This is a genomic window from Methylobacterium sp. FW306-05-D, from assembly GCF_058782155.1.
This window is the reverse complement of record NZ_JBYSXL010000061.1, coordinates 1-20634: the sequence shown is the minus strand read 5'-3', so window position 1 is coordinate 20634 and position 20634 is coordinate 1. Positions and strand designations below refer to the sequence as shown.

Annotated in this window: 20 protein-coding genes; 6 read left to right on the top strand and 14 right to left on the bottom strand. The window is 72.0% G+C overall.

Annotated features, from left to right (window positions below):
- Window positions 1-31 precede the first annotated feature (31 nt).
- Genes AC3WLN_RS18145 through AC3WLN_RS18135 form a run of 3 tightly spaced genes read right to left on the bottom strand, consistent with a single transcriptional unit; the run spans window position 32 to window position 4121 of the window.
- Window positions 32-1168 (bottom strand): glycosyltransferase, encoded by a 1137-nt coding sequence (locus tag AC3WLN_RS18145; RefSeq protein ID WP_492483579.1) that lies wholly within the window; start codon window positions 1166-1168, stop codon window positions 32-34.
- Between the two features lie 21 nt (window positions 1169-1189).
- Complete coding sequence (locus AC3WLN_RS18140) at window positions 1190-2077, bottom strand: glycosyltransferase family 2 protein (protein WP_492483577.1); 888 nt, start codon at window positions 2075-2077, stop codon at window positions 1190-1192.
- On the bottom strand, window positions 2067-4121 hold the full coding sequence (locus AC3WLN_RS18135) for an HAD-IIB family hydrolase (RefSeq protein WP_492483575.1): 2055 nt from the start codon (window positions 4119-4121) through the stop codon (window positions 2067-2069). Before AC3WLN_RS18135 ends, AC3WLN_RS18140 begins: the two co-directional genes overlap by 11 nt.
- Before the next feature lie 75 nt (window positions 4122-4196).
- Here AC3WLN_RS18135 and AC3WLN_RS18130 point away from each other — a divergent pair, with 75 nt between their 5' ends.
- Complete coding sequence (locus tag AC3WLN_RS18130) at window positions 4197-5237, top strand: glycosyltransferase family 4 protein (RefSeq protein ID WP_492483573.1); 1041 nt, start codon at window positions 4197-4199, stop codon at window positions 5235-5237.
- Entirely contained in the window at window positions 5237-6463 is a 1227-nt protein-coding gene (locus AC3WLN_RS18125) for a glycosyltransferase family 4 protein (protein WP_492483571.1), read from the top strand. Before AC3WLN_RS18130 ends, AC3WLN_RS18125 begins: the two co-directional genes overlap by 1 nt.
- On the opposite strand, the gene AC3WLN_RS18120 is transcribed toward AC3WLN_RS18125, so the two are convergent.
- Entirely contained in the window at window positions 6451-7434 is a 984-nt protein-coding gene (locus tag AC3WLN_RS18120; RefSeq protein ID WP_492483588.1) for a glycosyltransferase family protein, read from the bottom strand. The genes AC3WLN_RS18125 and AC3WLN_RS18120 overlap by 13 nt on opposite strands.
- 117 nt (window positions 7435-7551) lie before the next feature.
- Between AC3WLN_RS18120 and AC3WLN_RS18115 the strand changes: the two genes are divergently transcribed.
- Window positions 7552-8157, top strand: coding sequence for a glycosyltransferase family 29 protein (locus AC3WLN_RS18115; RefSeq protein ID WP_492483569.1), 606 nt, complete (start codon window positions 7552-7554; stop codon window positions 8155-8157).
- Window positions 8158-8186: 29 nt separating this feature from the next.
- Entirely contained in the window at window positions 8187-8831 is a 645-nt protein-coding gene (locus AC3WLN_RS18110; protein WP_492483567.1) for a hypothetical protein, read from the top strand.
- Window positions 8832-9102: 271 nt separating this feature from the next.
- On the opposite strand, the gene AC3WLN_RS18105 is transcribed toward AC3WLN_RS18110, so the two are convergent.
- Window positions 9103-9270, bottom strand: a complete 168-nt coding sequence (locus AC3WLN_RS18105) for a hypothetical protein (RefSeq protein WP_492483565.1) — start codon at window positions 9268-9270, stop codon at window positions 9103-9105.
- A 515-nt stretch (window positions 9271-9785) separates the two neighbouring features.
- Here AC3WLN_RS18105 and AC3WLN_RS18100 point away from each other — a divergent pair.
- Window positions 9786-10340: a DUF2059 domain-containing protein gene (locus AC3WLN_RS18100; RefSeq protein ID WP_492483563.1), complete on the top strand. Its 555-nt coding sequence runs from the start codon at window positions 9786-9788 to the stop codon at window positions 10338-10340.
- A gap of 43 nt (window positions 10341-10383) precedes the next feature.
- A complete protein-coding gene (locus AC3WLN_RS18095; RefSeq protein WP_463773389.1) occupies window positions 10384-10569 on the top strand; it encodes a hypothetical protein in 186 nt (61 codons plus the stop codon).
- 360 nt (window positions 10570-10929) lie between these two features.
- Here the strand turns inward: AC3WLN_RS18095 and ctrA are convergent, their stop codons facing one another.
- The 9 genes from ctrA to AC3WLN_RS18050 all read right to left on the bottom strand — a co-directional run bounded on the left by ctrA (window position 10930) and on the right by AC3WLN_RS18050 (window position 20420).
- Window positions 10930-11631, bottom strand: coding sequence for a response regulator transcription factor CtrA (ctrA, locus tag AC3WLN_RS18090; protein WP_463773387.1), 702 nt, complete (start codon window positions 11629-11631; stop codon window positions 10930-10932).
- A gap of 360 nt (window positions 11632-11991) precedes the next feature.
- Entirely contained in the window at window positions 11992-12462 is a 471-nt protein-coding gene (locus AC3WLN_RS18085; protein ID WP_492483560.1) for a Ros/MucR family transcriptional regulator, read from the bottom strand.
- A gap of 1095 nt (window positions 12463-13557) precedes the next feature.
- The gene (locus AC3WLN_RS18080) at window positions 13558-14295 is read right to left on the bottom strand and encodes a lytic transglycosylase domain-containing protein (RefSeq protein WP_492483558.1); all 738 of its coding nucleotides are present in this window, start codon (window positions 14293-14295) and stop codon (window positions 13558-13560) included.
- Window positions 14296-14381: 86 nt separating this feature from the next.
- Window positions 14382-14723 (bottom strand): monovalent cation/H(+) antiporter subunit G, encoded by a 342-nt coding sequence (gene mnhG / locus AC3WLN_RS18075; RefSeq protein ID WP_492483556.1) that lies wholly within the window; start codon window positions 14721-14723, stop codon window positions 14382-14384.
- On the bottom strand, window positions 14720-15004 hold the full coding sequence (locus AC3WLN_RS18070) for a K+/H+ antiporter subunit F (protein WP_492483555.1): 285 nt from the start codon (window positions 15002-15004) through the stop codon (window positions 14720-14722). Before AC3WLN_RS18070 ends, mnhG begins: the two co-directional genes overlap by 4 nt.
- On the bottom strand, window positions 15001-15489 hold the full coding sequence (locus AC3WLN_RS18065) for a Na+/H+ antiporter subunit E (RefSeq protein ID WP_492483553.1): 489 nt from the start codon (window positions 15487-15489) through the stop codon (window positions 15001-15003). The genes AC3WLN_RS18070 and AC3WLN_RS18065 overlap by 4 nt, the downstream gene beginning before the upstream one ends.
- Entirely contained in the window at window positions 15486-17090 is a 1605-nt protein-coding gene (locus AC3WLN_RS18060; RefSeq protein ID WP_492483551.1) for a monovalent cation/H+ antiporter subunit D, read from the bottom strand. Before AC3WLN_RS18060 ends, AC3WLN_RS18065 begins: the two co-directional genes overlap by 4 nt.
- Window positions 17091-17118: 28 nt before the next feature.
- Window positions 17119-17487, bottom strand: a complete 369-nt coding sequence (locus AC3WLN_RS18055) for a Na+/H+ antiporter subunit C (RefSeq protein ID WP_492483549.1) — start codon at window positions 17485-17487, stop codon at window positions 17119-17121.
- Window positions 17487-20420 (bottom strand): monovalent cation/H+ antiporter subunit A, encoded by a 2934-nt coding sequence (locus tag AC3WLN_RS18050; RefSeq protein WP_492483547.1) that lies wholly within the window; start codon window positions 20418-20420, stop codon window positions 17487-17489. Before AC3WLN_RS18050 ends, AC3WLN_RS18055 begins: the two co-directional genes overlap by 1 nt.
- Window positions 20421-20634: the final 214 nt, after the last annotated feature.

Below are 20634 nucleotides of genomic sequence, written 5' to 3'. Positions count from 1 at the left end.
CGCGAGGGCGCATGCCGAGGGATGCGGACGGTCAGCCGGTGGCAACGACCGTGAGGGCGGCGGGCTCCGTCGCGCCGTGCCAGAGTTCGTCGGTCAGGCCCTCGAGCCAGCCGGCGGCGCGGGCGGCGGCGTCCGGCGCGTAGAGGCTGCGCAGGGGGGCCGGGTCGAGGGCGCGGGCGCGGGCGAGGAGGTCGCGCCAGCCCTGGAGATCGCCCGGCCAGACCGGGGCCCGGACGGCGGCCCCGAGCCGGACCAGGGCCTCGGCCTTGCGGGTCTGCTCGCCGAAATAGCGCCATTCGGGCATCACGATCAGGCGTCCGCCGACGCGGGCGACCTCGTGGACCGTGTTGTCGCCGGCGGAGGCCACCACGATGTCGGCGGCGGCGAGGTAGTCGGTCACCGAAGGCACCCAGCCGACCTCGCGCAGGTTCGCGAAATCGGTCTCGTGACCCTCGCGATGGGTCGGCCCGAGGGTGAGCCACAGGGCTTCGGGCACGGCGCGGGCTGCCACCGTCAGGGGAGCGTAGGGCGTGCCGCTGCCCCCGCCCCCGGTCACCGCGACGACGATCTCGCGGTCCGCGTCGAGGCCGAGCCTCGCGCGGGCCTCGGCCCGATCCGGTACCCGGTCGACGCTTGTGCAGAGGCCGCCGCTGTAGAAGGTCTTGGCACGAAGCGCCGCCGGGTAATCGTCCTGCTCCATGCGTTCGTCGAAGGGGGCGAGCATGCCGACGCAGGCCTCGTAGGCGCCGACATGGCCGATATCGGTCCGGTCGCCGTGCATCCGGATCTGCACCGCGGGCACGCTGGCGATGCGCGCCAGCAGCGCGATCTCCGCCGAGACGTCGACCACGAAGAGGCCGACGTCGCGCTCGTCGAGGTGGTCGAGGATTCCCCGCATGGTCCGGCGCATCGCGGTGAGGCCCAGCGGCACGCAGTGCATGACCTGCGGGGTCGGCTCCGCGTAGAGCCGCGGCGTCGGCACGCCCGCGCCGATCATGTTCGGCAGCGGCACGATCTCGATGTCGCGGGAGAATCCGTCGAACAGCTGCGGCCCGGCGGTGAGCACGGAGACGGGCCGGTCCCTGGCGAACTCGGCCGCCACCGCCATCGTACGGTTGGCGTGGCCGCGTCCCTGGTGATGGACGAAGAACGCGATGGGTTTCTTCATGGCTGTCGGGTTCGCGATCCGTCAGGAGAACAGGGCGTCGGGCCGCAGGGCGGCGGCGATCTCGGGGCCGGCCGGCCGGCGCAGGACGCGGATCGCGGGGGCGTCGTCGTCCCAGTCGATCAGGCCGGCGGCCCGGAACTGGCCGAGCCAGTAGCCCATGCACCAGCGCCCGTGCCGGCCCCGAAAGCGCGCGGCGTTGGCCAGGATGGCGTCGAAGTGCTGCAGCGGCGGCACGTGGACGGGATGGTGCTGGTGGTAGGCGCGGGCGTTCCCGACCCAGTAGGTCGGCAGCCCGGAGGCGGCGAGGCGGGCGGCCAGGTCCGTCTCCTCGCCGCCATAGCCGCGATAGGCCTCGTCCATGCCGCCGACGGCGCGCCAGGACCGGGCCGGCAGCGCGAAGGACAGCCCCCAGAGCTGGCCGGGATCGGCCTCCCGGTGCAGACCCTCCGGCGGAATCGCGGGCCGGGCCGGATGGGCACGGCCGAGCCGGGCGAGGGCCGCTTCCTCGGCGGCCTCCTCCGCGGTCAGCCCCGGCGGCAGGTACAGCACTTCGCCGAGGAACAGGCCGTCGGTCTCCATCGCCGCGCGCCGGTAGGCCCCCACGAGGGTGGGCGACGGGATGCAGTCGACGTCGAGGAAGACCAGCAGATCGCCCGTGGCGGCCTCGGCCGCGCGGTTGCGGGCGGCGGCGAGGGGCATCGGCTCCCCGGCCACGTGGCAGTGGCGGACCGGACAGCCCGGGTCCGGCAGCTCGGGCGCGCGGTCCGGCTGCATCCAGGCGATGACCAGTTCGCGCGGGCGGACGGACTGGCGCGCCAGCCCGGCCATGAGGTTGCGCAGGCGGTTGGCCCGGCCGCGCACCAGGGTGAGGACGCTCGCGCGAGGCCCGGCGGATGGATCAGCCGGCATCGGCCAGCATCCGGCGGAAATGGCCGACGCCCTCGATGATGCCGCGGGCGTGCGAGGCCCGGGCCACGTAGGAATGCTGCAGGGCGGCGTTGCTGGCGAGATCGTCGGAGTAGTTGGCCACGATGATCGCCTGCGCCTGGGCGCGCAGCATCTCGACGTCGTTGCCCGAATCGCCGGCCACGAACACGGCCCGCTCCGGCAGGCCGTAGAGGGCCCGCACATGGCTCACCGCCGTGCCCTTCGAGGCCGCCTCCGGCAGCACGTCGAGGTAGAGGCCGTGGCTGTGGATCACGTTGGCGGACAGTCCCGCCTGCGCGAGGGCGACGCGGACCCGCCGGGCGGTCGCCGCGTCGCCGAAATAGCTGAGCTTGTGTCCGCGCTGCTCCAGGGGGCCCTGGGGCACGAGGCCGTCGAGATCGGCCAGGGCGGCCCGCACGCCGGCCCGGTCCCAGCCGGCCGAGACGGTGGCGCGCCAGGCGGCATCCGCCGTGTAGGTCACGCCGTTGGTATCGAGGTGGTAGATTTCCGATCCCACCGAGGTGATCATCACCTGCGGGCGCGGGCTGGCCTGCTGCTCCAGGATCGCCATGGCGGAGTGGAAGGAGCGGCCGGTGGCGACGCCGAAGGCGAGACCCGCCTGCCGGCTGCGCCAGCGCCGGAAGGTGCCGAGCGCCGCCTCGCAGCCCACCAGCGTATTGTCGATGTCGCAGACGAGGAGCTGTCGCGGTGCACCCAGCGGCGGCTCGGGCGCGAGCAAGGCCCGCAGCAGGTCGTGGTACTGCGCGGCGTGCCGGTCCCAGTCATAGGCGGCGGCCGCGCGGGCGCCCCCGGCCACGCAGCGGGCATAGAGGTCCGGGTCCTCCAGGATGCGGAGGCAGGCCGTCGCGATCGCCCCGGGGTCGCGCGGATCGACCAGCAGACCGTTGCCGCAGGTCTCCACGATGTCGTTGGGACCGCCGCTGTCGGTGGCCACCAGCGGCAATCCGGCGGCGGACGCCTCGAGAAGGGTCAGGCCGAACGGCTCGTTGAGGGCGGGATTGACGAAGAGGCCGCCGCGCGCGCGGGCATAGGCGTAGAGCGCCGGGACGTCCTCGGGGCCGTGGGTCTTCGGGTAGGCCACGCGCCCGTAGATGTCGTAGCGGTCGATCAGCACCAGGATCTCCCGCATGGTGCCGGCCATGTCGCCGTCGAGGGCTTCGATGTCCTGGCGGGTTCCGGCCATGAGCACGAGGTTGGCCCGCGCCTGCAGGGCCGGGCTCTCGCCGTAGGCCCGCACCAGGGCGCCGAGATTCTTGCGCGCCACCGGGCGGGCGAGGGCCAGCAGCGCCGGCTTGCACGGATCGTGCAGGAACCGGTCGATGGTGGCATCGACCCGCGGCAGGGATTCGGCCGCCGCGAAGCGGGCGAGGTCGCTGCCCGGCGGCAGGACGCGGATGCGACCCGGATCGTAGGCCGCGTACCCGGCATACTGCACCTCGGCCTCGTCGCGGGAGGAGGCGATGACCAGGCGCGCGCGGGCCAGGGCGTCTTCCTCGGCGCCGATCCGGCGGGCGAGGTCCGGGCCGTCCTCGGCCCCCGGTCCTAGCATCGACGCCTTGACCCGGCCCAGGGAATGGGCCGTGAACACGAAGGGGATGCCGCACGCGGCCTCGACGATCGCCGCCACGGACGCGGCGTCGGCGTAGTGGGCGTGAATCAGGTCGGGCGCGCGCGGCTGCGCGGAGATCCAGGTCATGAGGCTCTGCGCGAAGCTGTCGACCTCCGCGTGCATCTCCTCCTTCGAGCGGTAATCCGGCGACGCGCTCGCGAGCCGCACGAGCGTGACCTTGTCGGAGATCCGCTCTTCGGGCACGGCGTAGTCCGGGCCGGTCGCCCCGTTGAACAGACGGGTCGCCATCACGATCCGATCGATCCCCGCGTCCTGGGACGAGGCCGCAACCAGATCGAGCAGGTAGCGGATGTGCCCGCCCGTATCGGCGGTGATTCCGAACACGACCCCGCCGCCGCGCAGGCAGCCTTGCAGGGCAACATGCAAGACGAACATCAGGCCGCTTGCAACTCAGGCGATTTCCAACAAACAGAATTCAGACAAAGAAAACTTGTCGGGGAAGTACATACCGTGATTCGTGTCGCCCAAGTCGCCCCCAACATATTCCCCGTTCCCCCTGAGCACCACGGTGGCACAGAGAGGGTCATATATGACCTCAGCACGGCCCTGATTAACCTAGGTGTGAAGGTAACGCTCTTCGCGCCCTCGGACAGTGCGACAGACTTGCCGCGCATCGGCGACCAGCCGAGCCTCGCCGCCCTGGAGCGGCGCCACGGGCGGGTCGCGCCGGGGGTCCCGGCCGTCCTGGACGCCCTCCAGCTGGAAGCGCTGCGATGCCGGCTGGACCAGTTCGACATCGTGCATTGCCACGGCGAGTTCGCGCATGCGGCGCTCCTCGGCGCGCGCCGGCGCCACAGCCTCACGACGGTGCACTGGCGGGTGGACGAACTCGATCGGGCGCTGTTCTTCGCGGGCTTCCCGGACCTGCCGGTGGCGGCGATCTCGGCCGCCCAGGCGGCCGGCATTCCCCCGGCCAACCGGGCCGGGATCGTGCACCACGGCCTCGCGCGGGACCGCTATGCCCTGAGCCCGCGGCCCGGCCCGCACGTCGCCTTCGTGGGCCGGATGACCGACCAGAAGCGGCCGGACACCGCGATCCGCGTGGCGCGGGCCGCGGGCCTGCCGATCCGGCTCGGCGGCACGATCGACGTCGGCAATCCCGATTATTTCGAGCGCCGGGTGCGCCCGCTCCTGGGGGACGACGCGACCTATCTCGGACCCGTGGACGACGCCCGGAAGGCCGACCTCCTGGGGAGCGCGCGGGCGCTGCTGTTTCCCATCGACTGGCCGGAGCCCTTCGGCCTCGTGATGATCGAGGCGATGGCCTGCGGCACGCCGGTGGTGGCCTGGAACCGGGGCTCGGTGCCGGAGATCGTCGAGGACGGCGTGACCGGCTTCATCGTCGCCTCCGAGGCGGACGCGGTGGCGGCGCTCGGGCGGATCGGGCGGCTCGACCGCGCCCGGATCCGCCAGCGCTTCGAGGCGCGCTTCACCGCCGAGCGCATGGCGGCCGACTACCTCGCCCTCTACTATCGCCTGCTGGCCGCCTGATGCGCAGCGCCCTCCTCGCCTGGGACTATCCGCCGGCTCCGAGCGGCCTCTCCACCGCGGCCCGCGAGATCGCCGAGAGCCTCGCGCAAGCGGGCGCGGAGGTCACGGTCTTCACCCTCGACCGCACGGGTCGCGAACGGACCGGCGGCGTCACGGTGACGGGGCTCGCCCTGCCGGCCGGCGGCGGGCTGGCGCGCCTGCGCCTGTGGGGCGCGGCCGGGCACCTCGCCGCCCCCCTCGCCTTCCGCCGCGCCGTGCTCGCCGCCCATGCCCGCGCGCCGTTCGACATCGTGGAGGCGACGAACTGGTACGCCCCCGCCGCGCTGCTGGCCGGGCGCCGGGACCTGCCCCTGGTGACGCGGAGCTCCACGCCGGCCGCCTTCACGCGCGATCCGCCCGCCAGCCTGCGCGACCGCCTCGATGGCCGGGCCGCCGACGCCCTGGAGCGCGCCCAGGCCCGGGGCAGCGCCGGGCTCATCGCCAACACCGCCGAGCACGGGGCGGTGATCGCCCGGACCTACGGTCTCTCCGGGCTGCAGCCGGAGGCCGTGATCGGCCTCAGCCTCCCGCCGGAGATCGTGGCGGCGGCCCGCGAGGCGCCCTACCCGGAGGCGGCAGGGCCGCTGCGCCTGCTCTTCGTCGGGCGGGCGGAGGCGCGAAAGGGCTTCGACGCGCTCCTCGACGCGGTCGCGATCCTGGCCGACGAAGCGGAGCGCGACGCGGGCCCGCCCTTCCGGCTCGACCTGATCGGCGTCCCCCCGGCGGACCTGCCCGCCGGCCTGCCGGAGGCGGCGCGCACCCGCATCCGGGCGCGGGGCCGGGTGTCCGCCGCGGCGCTGGCCCGGGCCTACGCGGAGGCGCACGTGGTGCTCGCGCCCTCCCGCTACGAGAGCTTCGGGCTCGTCTACCAGGAGGCCCTCGCCTATGGCCGGCCGGTGATGGGCTGTGCGCAGGACGCGAGCGCCCGCGCCTTCGTCGGCGCGCCCGGTGCGGGCCCCCTGGCCCGGGCGGCGACCGGCCCGGCCCTGGCCGACGCCCTGCGCCCGCTCCTGAGCGATCCGGCCCTGCGGCAGGCATATCGGAGCCGCGCGTTGACGGCGGCCGGCCGCTTCACCCGGGAGGTCCTGGCGCGCGAGACGCTCGACCTCTACGCCCGCGCCATCGCGGCGGCCCGGACCCGCCCGCGGGGCCGCACCTCCGCGAACCCGGCGCCTCAGTCGCGGTAGGGACGCAGCAGCGCGGCTTCCTCCTCGGGACGTCCGCGCCCGGGCGCGAGGCTCTCGTAGCGGCGCGAGCGCGCCAGGACATGCGCGCGGTGGAGATGGTGCTCGATCCCCCCGTGCAGGGCGATCAGGCTGCGTGGCCAGCCGCCATCGAGCACCGGCCGCTCGTGCACGCGCCCGGCATAGCGCACGCAGCGGCGGTTCAGCCGGTACTGGACGTCCGGGTAGACGTCCGCGAGCACTCCGTCGACGCGGTTCCGGCGGGCGAGCCCGACCGAGACCACGTCGCCCGCCTCCGCCAGGGCGGCCAGGGCCGGCAGGCGTTCGCCGGCCTCGACGGCGAGGGTCTCGTCGGCGTCGAGCTGCAGCATCCAGGGATGCCGGGCGAGGTCCTGGAGGGCGTTGCGCTGGGCGGCGAAATCCCCCGCCAGGGGCCGGGCGCCCACCCGCACCGCACCGGGCGGGAACCCGGCGGCGGGCACCACGTCCGGCGCCCGCCCCTGCGCATCGAGCAGGATCACGACGTCGTCGGTCCAGGCCGCATGGGCCGCCAGCACCGCCAGGGCGGAGTCCAGCGCCTCGGGGCGGCAGAGGAGGCCGAGGGAGACGGGCCGGCCCGGGGCTGCGTCGAGCGCGTACAGCCCCGCCCGCGCGGCGTGCCGGGCGTGGGGATGGCGGAGGTCCGCCCGCCCCGCCTCGTCGTGGGGATGCACGCCGAGGCCGAACCCGGTCGCGGCGCTGCGCAGGGTGTAGAGGTCGAGACCGTAGGGCGCGTCCGGGTCGGCGTCGAACTCCGAGCCCGTCATCCGGGCCGCCAGGTGGGCACGGCACGCCGCCGGATCGGCCCCGGCCGCGAGGAGGACGCCGCAGGAGCCGCAGGCGAAGGGAAAGGTCCGCACCCGCCCGCCCGGATACGCAAGGGCGCGGTCGGTCGGGCCCAGCAGGTCGGCCGCGCAGAGGAAGCATCGGCGCATCATCGCTCCCCCGGCCCGTCCTTCGCCGCAGGGACCTTGCCGCGCGGGGTCGGCGCCATACCTCCGCTGCTCCGCGCCTTCCTGCCGCAACCGGACACCCAGGTCGACTCCCTGCGCATGCTCGACCTGTTCCCCTCCGCGACGGGACCGCTCGCCATCGTCGGCAACGCACCGGGGCTCGATGCCGCCGCCGCGATCGACGCGGCGCCCTGCATCGTGCGCTTCAACAACGCGCCGGGCTTCGGCGGACGCACCGGCTCGCGGGTCACCCACCTCGCCCTCGTCAATCGCGGCGGGCAGATGCGCGAATGGGTCGCCGACCCGCATTTCCTCGACCGTCCGGTGGTCCGCCGCGCTCAAGGCTTCATCCTGCCGTTCCCGATGCTGCCGGCCGAGCACAACCGGCCGGAACAGGTCTGCTGGACCCGCGAGGCCCTGGCCCTGCTGGCCCCGCTCGGCCGGCCCGTCCACATCCTGCCGGAGGATCTGCACCGGGAGGCGCGGCGCCGCCTCGCGCCCGAGACCTCGGATCGGCCGAACCCCAGCACCGGCTTCCTGGTGACGCTGGCGTTCCTCCTCGGACGTCCGCCGGGCCGCGGCCCGGTCGAGGCGCACGGCTTCGGCTTCGCCGGCTGGCCCGGCCACCCCTGGTCGGCCGAGCGCGCCTGGTTCCGGCAGGCCGAGGCGGCCGGGCACCTGCGCCTCCATCCCTGCCCCCCTTGACCGGCCCCGATCAGGATCACGCGCGTTCGATGACCACACTCCTCACCGTCCTGAAGAGCGGCGGCCGCTACGACGCCACCTGGGTCGAGCGCCTGGCACGGGGCGTCCGCCGCCACGCCCCGGCCTTCGAGCGCATCCTGTGCCTCACCGACCTTCCCCTGGCGGTGGACGGCGTCGAGCGGGTGCCGTTCCGACACGACTGGCCGGCCTGGTGGGCGAAGCTGGAAGCCTTCCGCCCCGGCCTGACGGAGGGGCCGACGCTGCTCTGCGACCTCGACACCGTCTTCACCGGGCCGGCGGACGCCCTGGCCGAGCCCGGCCTCGCCGCGATGGAGGATTACTTCCACCGGGGACGCCTCTCCAGCGCCCTGCTGCGCTGGGACGGCGGCGCGCTGGATTTCCTCTATGCGACCTTCGCGGCCGAGCCCGCGCGCTGGATGACCCCGGGGGCCTGCGGTCCCGTCCCGAACGCGGTGCACGGCGATCAGGTCGTCATCGATCACCTCGTGCGCCGGGAGGGCCTGCGTCCGGACGTCCTCCAGCACCGCTATCCGAACCTGCTCGACTTCTACGACCCGCGCCGGGCCGAGCACGGCCCGGTGGTGATCTTCATCGGCGAGACGAAACCGGATACCGCCGGCGGCCCGGTCCGGGCGGCCTGGACGGGGTCTTGACCGTCCGGCGGACGCGGTCGCCGCCGCCATCCGCGCCGTGATCCGGGCGCCCGTACGCGCAGTCGGGGGTTCGCGTCGCGTGCAGCCGTGCCACGCGGAGCCCCCGCGGCTCCCGGCGCCAGGTCGGCCGCCGGACTGACGGTGCGCAGCAGGAACGCGATCCCCGGGCGCGTGAGACGCCGTTCGCTGCCGCGAGGCCCCGCGCATACGAAAAACCCCGCCTGGGAGGCGGGGCCGATGCGTTCGATCGTCCGGGAGGTCCGGTCGGCGTTCAGGCCGCCAGCTTCACCGCGGAGACCGGGGCGTTGTCGTTCACGAGGGCGAGTTCGCCGGCGGAGAGGATGGTGGCGGTGTCCTTCGGGGTCAGCCGGTCGGCGACGAAGGTAACGAGCGCGACGTTGGCGGCACCGGCGAGGGCGACGAGAAGCAGAGCGGTCATAAGGGTTGTCCCGAGAAGCGATGGCGTTGGATGGGGTATGACAGCTGCGCTCGTTCTTCGGTATACCAAATAAGATATGCCAGATATACCGGCCCTGCATGAATACGGATGCCCTGGGACAGACGTTCTGATGTCCTGCACTATGTTACGATGTCGCGACCCAGATGAGGGCAGTAATCTGCATGATACTGCACTTGCCGATCCGTCGGATGCTTCGCTCGCGTCGGACCCGTCCCGCGCTCGACGGATATGCGACAGATATCGAGGCGTCTCGCCGGCGGATCGGCGCCCAGGGCCTCCGGGAACCGCAGCGCAGGCCGGAAACGGCCGGGACGGAGGCCGGCGCGCGCTGCACGCCGCCCACCGCGGGACGCTCGACCGGTGTGGAGGCGCCGGTCCGAAGATGGCAGCTCACGGCGCTTGCCGGCCCGGGCAGGTCTGGCGCGGATCTGTGGTACCAGCGCACGGAACCCGCGCCGCCCCGGATCGCGCGGACCCCTCTGATCGGAAAACCCATGCGCGCTTCTCGACATCTCGCGGGTCTCTGCCTCGGTCTCGTCCTGCTCGGTACCGGCCTGCCTGGCGCGGCCATGGCTCAGCCCGCGCCAGCCGCGACGACGGCCACCGGTGCCTCCGATCCGGCCACCCTCAAGGCGGCCCGGGAGGTGGTCATGCAGATGCAGGGCGATCGCACGGCGCTGCTGAACGCGATCGCGGCTCCCATGGTCGGGATGATGCAGCAGATCGGGATCAAGCAGCAGGACCAGGCCCAGGTCCTCGTGCAGGAGGTCGTGATGCCGACCCTGACGGCGCATTACGACGAGCTTCTCGACATCCAGGCCCGCAGCTTCGCGTCGGCCCTCGGCAAGGACGACCTGCAGGCGATTGCGGCGTTCTACGCGACTCCGGCCGGCAAACGGCTGATCACGGCGCAACCCCAGCTTGCCCAGGCGCAAATGGCGGGCACGCAGCAATGGATGCAGTCCGTGATGCCCGAGCTGCAAGGCAAGCTCGCCACGGCGATCCAGGCCCATGGCTGGACCACGGGCAGCCAGCCGAAGGCGCGCTGACGACCATCGAAACCGCCCCTCGGGAGCGAAAAGGAACAGCATCATGACGAGCGATGACAGCGGCGCTCAGGATCGTCGCGAAACGAAGGCGGCCAAGCATCTGGAGAGGGCGCGGGCCGGGGGCGAGGCCCAGGCGGACTACGACGCGACCCAGCAGGCCATCGAGGACAAGACGGTGCGTCTCAAGGCGCTCCGGCTCGCCAAGGAGAAGGCCGACAAGGGCGCGTAGCCGTTGGGACCGTCTCCGGCCGTTCCGGCGACGCGCCTGCGCACCGGGTCTGCCGATCCGATCCGCGGCGCCCGGCAGCGGCGATGATCCGCCGACCCGTCGGGTTCGCCTCGACGGATCGGGGGCCGACGACACCGAGGCCGGCACGTCTCGAGGCCCGTCGTCACGCCCCCCGGGGATCTCTCCCCGGGGCGCGTGACGACGAAGGCGACCGGATGTTCGGGGCCGGGGACGCTCAGGCCGAACCGACGCGGTCCCGCGATCCTCGCAGGCGCCGACCCCGGCGATCGGGGCCGCCTCGTCGATTCCGAACCCGTGGCGTCGCGCGGATTCCGCGCCGGGAACGGCGCTTCGACCGTTTCAGCCGGCCAGGGCGCGCATCTCCGAGACTCCGTCGTGCAGCACGTAGCCGCGCCCCCAGACGGTCTCGATGTAGTTCTTACCCTGGCTGGCATTGGCGAGCTTCTTGCGCAGCTTGCAGATGAAGACGTCGATGATCTTCAGCTCGGGCTCGTCCATGCCGCCGTAGAGATGGTTCAGGAACATCTCCTTGGTCAGCGTCGTGCCCTTGCGCAGGGCGAGAAGCTCCAGGATCTGGTACTCCTTGCCCGTGAGCTTCACGTAGCTTCCCTCGATCGCGACGGTCTTCTCGTCGAGGTTCACGATCAGGTCGCCGGTGGTGATGACCGACTGGGCGTGGCCCTTCGAGCGGCGCACGATCGCGTGGATGCGGGCGACGAGCTCGTCCTTGTGGAAGGGCTTCGTCAGGTAGTCGTCGGCGCCGAAGCCGAGGCCCTTCACCTTGTCCTCGATGCCGGCCATGCCGGAGAGGATGAGGATGGGCGTCTTGATCTTCGAGGCCCGCAGGGACCGCAGGACCTCGTAGCCCGAGATGTCGGGCAGCGTCAGGTCGAGCAGGATGATGTCGTAGTCGTAGAGCTTGCCGAGATCGATCCCTTCCTCACCGAGGTCGGTGGTGTAGGTGTTGAAGCTCTCGGACTTGAGCATCAGCTCGATGCTCTGCGCGACGGAGGCGTCGTCCTCAATCAACAGCACGCGCATGGCCAGGATCCTCCAAAGGTTGAGGCATTCTGACCGGATATCGGCAACAAACCGTTAAGGTTGTGCCGGGGCTGGCCCGATCAACGACCAAGGAGGTGTGGACAGAGCGCGCACCCGGCCTGCGCGCGATGTCGCAGAGCGCGTCGCGCCCCGCCGGCGGGCACGGGACGGCCCGGGGCGAAGGCCCCGGACGTGCCGGCATCGGGCGGTCCTCCGGCCGGCGAAACCGCCCGCGATCCCCCGGCCATTCGCGAACCCCCTCCCGTCCTACGGAGCGGGGTCGCGGCGCAGGCCTGTCCGAGCCGGTCTCGACGTGGAGGGCGGCCGCGCCGGGCAGCGATCCCGCGGAAGCTCCAAAGATCAGGCCGCTTTGTTGCTCCGGCCCTTGGCCTTGGGCTCCGGCTCCTCGTCGCGATCACCGACCCGGCCGAGCCCGATCGACTTCGCGAGGGCGGAGCGGTGGGCCGCATAATCCGACGCGACCATCGGGTAGTCTGCCGGAAGGCCGTAACGCTGCCGATAGCTGTACGGATCGAGCCCGTGGCCGGTCAGGTGGCGCTTGAGCGTCTTGTACGATTTGCCGTCCAGGAAGCTGACGAGGCCGCTCGGGGTCACCGACTTGCGGATCTGGGCGGGCGTCGGCTTGTCGAAGGTCTCCTCCGGAGCGGCCTCGGTCGTCCCGTCGGCGAGCCGCGTGAGGGCAGCGTGGACGCCCCGGATCAGCGCCGGCAATTCGGACGTCGGCAGGGAGTTGTTCGAGACGTACGCGGCGACGATGTCACTCGCAAGGTCGACGAACTCGACGGTCTGATTGCCTGAGGTGTCTGACATGCTACACTCGCTCCTGATGCATCCGAACAAGGACATCGGGCATCGGCGAAGAGCGATCAAGGCAAATTCGTGTGCTCGTAGCTACCTCCCACATCCTAGGCTTGCCATTCTCTTAGGCACCTCTCAGGGTACGCCGATAAAGGCGTCGGACATCTTCCATCAGGCGCCGGCTTGCGAGCGCCGCTGAGAAGATCGCGCCCTCGACGGGCACGGCGATCCCGGCAGACGCTCCGGCAGGACGCAGCATTCCGAGCGAGCGCCCGTCTCGCTTCCTCCGGCCCGGGAGCGTTGAGGCCGAGACCAGGCCGCAATTCGATCAGAGTATGCCGCCCGACCGCGAACACATGGCAAAATTCAGTGGGCGTTTGCGCTTCCTGAATCTCAGAACAGAAACTTTGTATCGCAATCAATACCCGATCTCAGGACTTCTGTTCGCCGCCCGCGACCATCGCTTCGCGCAGGGAAACAGCCGGACACCAACGTCTCATCCCTGTCATCGCTGCCGATTGCCGACGTCCCTGGACTCTCGGCGACGCCCCTCGCCTGATGACGCCAAGATGTCGTGTCGACCGAGACAAAATGGAATCCTCGCGTTCTGTTGAGAGGGGTCCCCATGCGGCGGGGTCGCCGAGATCGGAGCTCATCACGGCACGTCGTTCATTCCGCTCTGCATGGGATTGAAGCCCGGCGAACGGGCCTATTGCATCGATCTCTTCGACGACCAGCATCCAAACATCGACAAGTCCGGCGAGGGCGACGACGGAAAATTCGCCGACAACCTAAAGGCCTTCGACTTCGCGTCGGACAAGATCGTCTGCAGCAAGGGCATGGCGGAGCATGACGAGACGCGGCTGCTCCGCAAGCGGCCTCTCGCATGTCACTTCGTCAAGAATGTCGATGTCGAGGGCGCGAAGATCCCGTTGGTCTCACAGACTCCGCGCAGTGGCGTCAGCCGGCTGGCCCACGACGCCCGCCCCGACCATCCGGCCGTCTTCGGCCTCCTGCGTCAAGCCCAGCAACGGATGAAAGGCCAAGTCCGCACCGGCCATCCGAAGTCGGAGGGCGGGGGCAGCGCCGGGCGCGCGTTCGGCGGCCTCACGTCGCCCGCGCACCCCGTGCGCGCCAGTTGGCCTGGATCTGGGCTCTCAGCTTCGCGATCCGCGCCTCGTGCGCCGCCCAGTAGGCCTTCTCGAACTCGGGCGTGCCGCGCTTGAGGCCCTTCGGCAGGGGCGTTCGCGCCAGGGACGACCCGGCGGATCGCGGCGGCGCGAAGGCCACGCTCTGGACCGCGACCGAGGCTCCGGGGAGCCGGAGGACCGCCTGGGCCCGGGCGCAGTAGGTCACGGACAGGGGCGACATCGTCTCGGACCCGTGACCGGCCCGGTACTTCATCAGGGCGCGGCAGAGGTCCCCCTTCGCGAGGCGCCAGGCCTCGCCCAGATACCGGACCCCGTAGCGGATGTTCACCTCGGGCCGGGCGAGTTCGGCGGCACTGCCTCGGAAGCCCAGCATGGCCGCCGTCGCGGGCCGGACCTGCATCAGGCCGATCTCCCCGACACCTCCGATGACGCTGGGGTCGTAGCCGCTCTCGATCTGGGCGACGGCGGCCGCGATCTCGGCGGGCAAACCCGCGGTGGCCGCCTCGCGCCGGATGAGGGACAGGTAGGTCGCCCGGGCGCTTGCCTCCGGCGGGGAGGCCGGCATGCCCTCGGGAAAGGTGGCGAGCCCCTTCGCGTGGGCCAGGACCATGCTGGCCGGCTGCGCGTCCGCGGCCGGCGCGGACGCGGCCGTCGCCCAGCACGCCAGCCCCAGCCTCATCAGCGAACGACGCATCGGCTCTCCTCACACCCCGGGAGCGCTGTACCACCGCGCCGCTAACAAACCGTCTCGCGGGGGCCTCGCGCCGCGCGGGCCGACCCTCACAGCTCCGGCGGCGCGTCCGGCGACTTCTCGTGGCGGTCGCGATGCGCGGCGGCCCGCGCCAGCAGCAGCAGCGTGACGGGCGTCGAGACGGTGAGGAACACCCCGATCAGGGCGTCCCGCAGGACGAGGCGCCCCTCGATCAGCGACAGGAGCAGCATCGAGCTGACCAGGATCAGGGCCATGCCCAGCGTCGCCCCCAGGGTCGGCGCGTGGACGCGCTCGTAGAAGGTCCGCAGGCGGACGAGGCCGAGCGCCCCGGTCAGCGAGAAGGCGGCTCCGACGATCGCGAGCGCGACCACCAGCCAGGCGGCCCAGAGCGGCAGGTCCGCGCCGCTCACTGGATCACCTCGCCCTGCATCAGGAACTTGGCCAGCGCCACCGTGGCGGTGAAGCCGATCATGCCGAGGATCAGCGCGGCCTCGAAATACAGGCCGCTGCCGGTGCGCATGCCGTGGACCACGATCGCCAGCATGCCGTTGAGGTAGAGGGTGTCGAGCCCGAGGATGCGGTCCTGCGCGCGCGGACCGCGCAGCATCCGCCACGCGGCGAGCGCCATGGCCAGGACCAGCATGCCCTGGGCGAGGCCGAGCCCCCAGTCGAGAACCATGGTGGCGCTCATGCGAAGATCTCCATCAGCGGGCGCTCGTAGCGATCCTTCACCCGCCGAACCCATTCGTCGCCGCCCGTATAGTCGAGCACGTGCAGGAGCAGGCAGCCGGTCTGGGAATCGTACTGCACCCAGAGCGTGCCGGGGGTCCCGGTGAGGATGATCGACAGGACCGTGATGCCGAAGGGCTCGCGCAGGTCGAGGGGAATGGTCACGAAGCCGGTGCGCCGCGCGCCCCGGCGCAGCCCGAGGATGATCCGGGCGACGTCGATGTTCGACCGGACCATGTCGTAGAGGACGACGACGGCGAGGCGCGCCAGGGTGGCGGGCGCGCGCACGTGCACGGCGCGGGGCTGCAGCGCCCGCATCACGGCGGGGACCGACAACCCGACGAGGAGCGCCAGCGCGGCGCTCCCGGGGGTCAGCGGCGCGTTCAGCAGGAGCCAGGTCAGGGCGAGCCCGAGCGTCAGCAGCGGATAGGGCAGGAACCGGCTCATGCGCCCGCGCCTCCCCGGGCCGCGCCGAGGACGGCGCGGACGTAATCCTGCGGTTGGGCCAGCCATTGCACGGTGGCGTCCGCATAGGCGAGGGCCGGGCCGCCCCACAGGGCGAGGGCCAGGCAGGTCGCGAGCAATCCGGCGAGCGCCAGGAATTCGGACGGGCGGAGCACCGGCGGCGGGTCGTCGCTCGGCACCCAGAGGGTCTGGATGCCGAGGCGCACCAGGGGCGCCAGGGTGCCGAAGCTGGAGAGCGTCAGGGCGGCGATCAGCCCCCAGGCCGGCGCCGTGATCGGCCCCGCCGCCAGCCCGGTGAACATCGCGAGCTTGCCCACGAACCCGGCGAGCGGCGGAATGCCCGCGAGCATCAGCGTGCAGAGGAGGAAGCCGCTCCCCAGGAGGGCGACCGCCGCCGGGAACGCCCGGCCGACCTCGATCGCGTCGGCATCGTCGAAGGGATCGCGGTACTCGTCGGCGAAGACCGCCTGCTCGGCCCGCGCCGGGGCACGGCCCCGCTGCAGGATCTCGGCCAGGAGGAAGAGGGCGCCGGCCGCGAGCGTCGATCCGACGAGGTAGTACAGGGCGCCCGCGAGCGCGGCGTCGCTGCCGGTGCCGAGGACCGCCAGCATCGTGCCGGACGAGATCATCACCGCGTAGCCCGCGGCCCGGGTGAGCTCGCGCGCCGCCAGGATGCCGACGGTGCCGTAGGCCATGGTCGCGAGCCCGGCCGCGAGGATCCAGGCCTGACCGAAGCCGCTCGAGGAGCCCGAGCCGAACAGGAGCAGGCTCAGGCGGATCACCACGTAGACGCCGACCTTGCTGAGGATCGCGAGGATCGCGGCCGCCGGCGCGCTCGCCGCCGCGTAGGTCGTCGGCAGCCAGAAGCCGAGGGGCCAGGCGCTGCACTTGATCAGGAAGGCGAGCCCGAGCACGGCGCAGCCGATCTCGAACAGGGCCGGTTCGGCCGCCGGCTCCGCGAGCCGCCGGGCGAGGTCCGCCATATTGAGCGTCCCCATGGTTCCGTAGATCAGGCTGACGCCCACGAGGAAGAACAGCGAGGCGACGAGGTTGACGGCGATGTAGCCGAGGCCGGCCCGGATCCGCATCTCGCCCGAGCCGTGCAGGACGAGGCCGTAGGAGGCGGCCAGCATCACCTCGAAGAAGACGAACAGGTTGAACAGGTCGCCCGTGAGGAAGGCCCCGTTCACCCCCATCAGCAGGAGCAGGAACAGGCCGTGGAAGCGGGGCCCCGCCCGGCCCCAGCGGGCGAAGGAGAAGACCAGGGCGCACAGGCCGAGCACGCTCGCCAGGGCCAGCATCAGCGCCGAGAGCCGGTCGACCACCAGGACGATGCCGTAGGGCGCGTCCCAGTTTCCGAGGCGGTAGACCTGGGCCGCCCCGTCGGCGCGCCCGACCAGCAGCAGGGCGATGCCGAGGAGGAGGAGCATCGTGACCAGGCTGAGCCCCGATTTCAGCCGGAGCCGGCGCTCGTCCAACAGGAACATCGCCCCGGCCACGGCGATCGGCAGCACCACCGGAAGCACCACGAGGTGGTCCGACCAGGCGGTCTCGGCGGTGACGCTCAGGACGGAGGGACTCATCGGCGGACGATCATGCTGAGGGCGCGCATCATGGGTGCGGATGTCTGGGCTGCGGCTCGGCCTGGGAGGGCTCGCGGCCGTCCACGTGGTCGCTGCCGGTGATGCCCCGGGCGGCGAGCAGGACCACGAGGAAGAGCGCGGTGAGCGCGAAGCCGATCACCAGGGCGGTGAGGACCAGGGCCTGGGGAACCGGGTCGTCGACGGAGACCACCTCGGCACCGGCCCCGAGCACCGGCGGCGCCCCGACCGTCAGCCGGCCCATGGCGAAGATGAAGAGGTTCACGGCGTAGCTCAGCAGCGAGATGCCGAGGGCGACCTGGAAGGTGCGCGGGCGCAGCATCAGCCAGATGCCCGAGGCGGCGAAGACGCCGATGCCCAGCGACAGGACGAGTTCCATCAGGCGGATTCCCTCTCGGCGGCCCGCTCCGCCTCGGCTTCGGCCGCCCGCGTCCGGCGCACGGACTGGTGGGCCAGGGCGACGAGCATCAGGGCGCTCGCCCCCACCACCAGGACCATGATCCCGAGATCGAAGACCAGCGCGCTCGCGACCGGTACCTTTCCGAGCACCGGCGACTCCCAATAGGCGAAGTAGGCGGTCAGGAAGGGCCGCCCGAACAGCCACGACCCCGCGCCGGCCAGGACGGCGACCAGCAGGCCGATCCCGATCCAGGCGATCGGCTGGATGCGCAGACGCGCCTCCACCCACTCCGCCCCCTGCGCCATGTATTGCAGCATGAAGGCGATGGTGAGCGCGATGCCGCCGGCAAAGCCCCCACCCGGCAGGTCGTGGCCCCGCAGGAACAGATGCAGGGCGAGCAGGACGATGAAGGGAAAGAGCCAGGTCGTCACCACCCGGGGAACGAGCAGGGCATCGGCGGCGGTGTCGCCGGGGCTGCGCCCCGCCCGCGCCGCGTCGTAGGCATCGTGGCTGACCTGCTGCTTGGGACGCTCCAGGCTGTCCGAGGCGGGGCGGAAGCGACGCAGGAGCGCGAACACCGTGAGGCCGACGATGCCGAGCACGCAGATCTCGCCCAGGGTGTCGAACGCGCGAAAATCGACCAGCAGCACGTTGACCACGTTGCGCCCGCCCGCCTGCGGGTAGGCCTCCTCGACGAACCAGCGCGCGATGCCGTCGACCGCCGGCCGGGTCATCACCGCGTAGGCAAGGCCGGCGAGGCCGAGGCCCGCGAAACCCGCGATGCAGAGGTCGACGATGCGCCGCCGCCGGGCCCGGGCGGCCTCGGAGGCCGGAGCCGGGATCGCCGCGTCGCGCTTGGGCAGCCAGCGCAAGCCGAGCAGGAGCATCACCGTGGTGACGATCTCGACCAGGATCTGCGTGACCGCGAGGTCGGGGGCCGAGAGCCACAGGAAGGTCAGGCTGCTCACGAGCCCGGCTCCGCCGACGAAGATCGCGGCCGAGAGACGATGGTACTTCGCCCGCTCCGCCGCGCCGACGGCGCAGGCGGCCCCCACCAGCCACATCAGCGCGAAGGCGGGGTCGAAATCCGTGCTCTTGCCCGGGGCGAACAGATCGAGCCCCCGCCCGAGGCCCGCGACCATGGCGGCGAGGAGGACGGTCAGGAAGAGGATGCGCAGCTGCACCTGAAGGCGCTCGCTGCCGAGGTGCCCCTCCAGCCGGCGCGCCCCGGTCACGAGGCCGGTCATCGCCCGCTCGAACAGCCAGCCGCCGTCGATCCGGTCCATCAGCCAGGGGCCGCCGCGGGGATTGGCGTTGATGCGCCGGCCGAACGCCACGTAGAGCGCGACGCCGCCGAGGAGCGCCACGACGCTGAGGGCCAGGGGTGCGTTGAAGCCGTGCCAGATCGCGAGGTCATAGTCCGGCGTGCGCGCGCCGAGGACCGACCGGACCGCGCCCGCGAGGGCGGGCCCGATGGTGAGGTTCGGCACGAGCCCGATGGCGATGCAGACCAGGACCAGCAGTTCGATCGGGATGCGCATCCACCGGACCGGCTCGTGGGGCGCGTGCGGCAGGTCGTGCGGGGCGGGCCCGAAGAAGGTCTGCCGGATGAAGCGCACCGAGTAGAGCATGGTGAAGGCGCTCGCCAGGGTCGCCAGGACCGGCAGGGCGAGGTTCAGCCCATGCTCGCCCGCATTGTCGACCGCCTCCGCCAGGAACATCTCCTTCGAGAGGAAGCCGTTGAGGAGGGGCACGCCCGCCATCGCGGCGGCGGCCACCATCGCCAGCGTCGCCGTGTAGGGCATCGCCCGCCAGAGCCCGCTGAGGCGCCGCATGTCCCGCGTGCCCGTCTCGTGGTCGATGATCCCGGCGGCCATGAAGAGCGAGGCCTTGAAGGTCGCGTGGTTCACGGTGTGGAAGATCGCCGCCACGACCGCCAGCGGCGAATCGAGGCCGAGCAACAGGGTGATCAGCCCGAGATGGCTGATCGTCGAGTAGGCGAGCAGGCCCTTGAGGTCGTGCTGGAAGATCGCGCTCCAGGCCCCCACCAGCATCGTCGCCATGCCGGCGGTGCCGACGATCCAGTACCAGCTCTCGGTTCCGGCCAGCACGGGCCAGAACCGGATCATCAGGAAGATGCCGGCCTTCACCATGGTGGCGGAATGCAGGTACGCGCTGATCGGCGTCGGGGCCGCCATCGCGCGCGGCAGCCAGATGTGGAAGGGGAACTGCGCCGACTTGGTGAGGGCGCCCGCCAGCACCAGCACCAGGGCCGGGAGGTAGAGCGGGCTGGACCGGATCGTGTCGCCCGAGGCCAGGACCACCGCGAGGTCGTAGCTGCCGACGATCCGGCCGATCAGCACCATGCCGACGAACAGGCAGAGCCCGCCGGCCGCCGTGATGGTGAGGGCCATCCGGGCCCCGTCGCGGGCGGACGCGTTGTCGGTCCAGTAGCCGATCAGCAGGAAGGACACGATGCTGGTCAGCTCCCAGAACACGACCAGCTGGATCAGATTGCCCGAGAGCACGATGCCCAGCATCGCGCCGACGAAGGCGAGGAGATAGCTGAACAGGCGCGGCACCGGGTCTTCGGCGGCCATGTAGTAGCGCGCGTAGAGCACCACGAGGGCGCCGATCCCCAGCACCAGGACCGCGAACAGCCAGGCCAGGGCGTCGAGCCGCAGGACGAATTGGACGCCGAGCGTCGGCAGCCAGTCCACCGCCCAGACGACGCTGCCGCCGGATGCGGACACCGCTGGATAGAGGAGCCCAATGCAGGCAAGGCAGACCACCAGGATCGAACCGGCCAGGATCGCGGCGGCGTTGCGGGCCTGTCCCGGCAGCCCGATCACGACCGCGCTGCCGAGGAAGGGAAGAACCGCGGCGATGGCAAGAAGGAGGTGGGGCGGCATCAGCTCGGGCGATGAGAGGAACGGGCGGATACGGGCAACCTGACGATCGACCGGAGGGGCTGGCCCGCGGACGGGAACGCGCTGACGCACGCCAGACGGCTATAGCCGCCGGAAGACCGGGAGGCGAGCACCGCCCGGCAGGAAGCGCCCGCGGCACGACGCGACCCGCCGCGGCGGAGGCCGGGCGGGTCGGTGTGGGGCGGGCGCCGGGGCT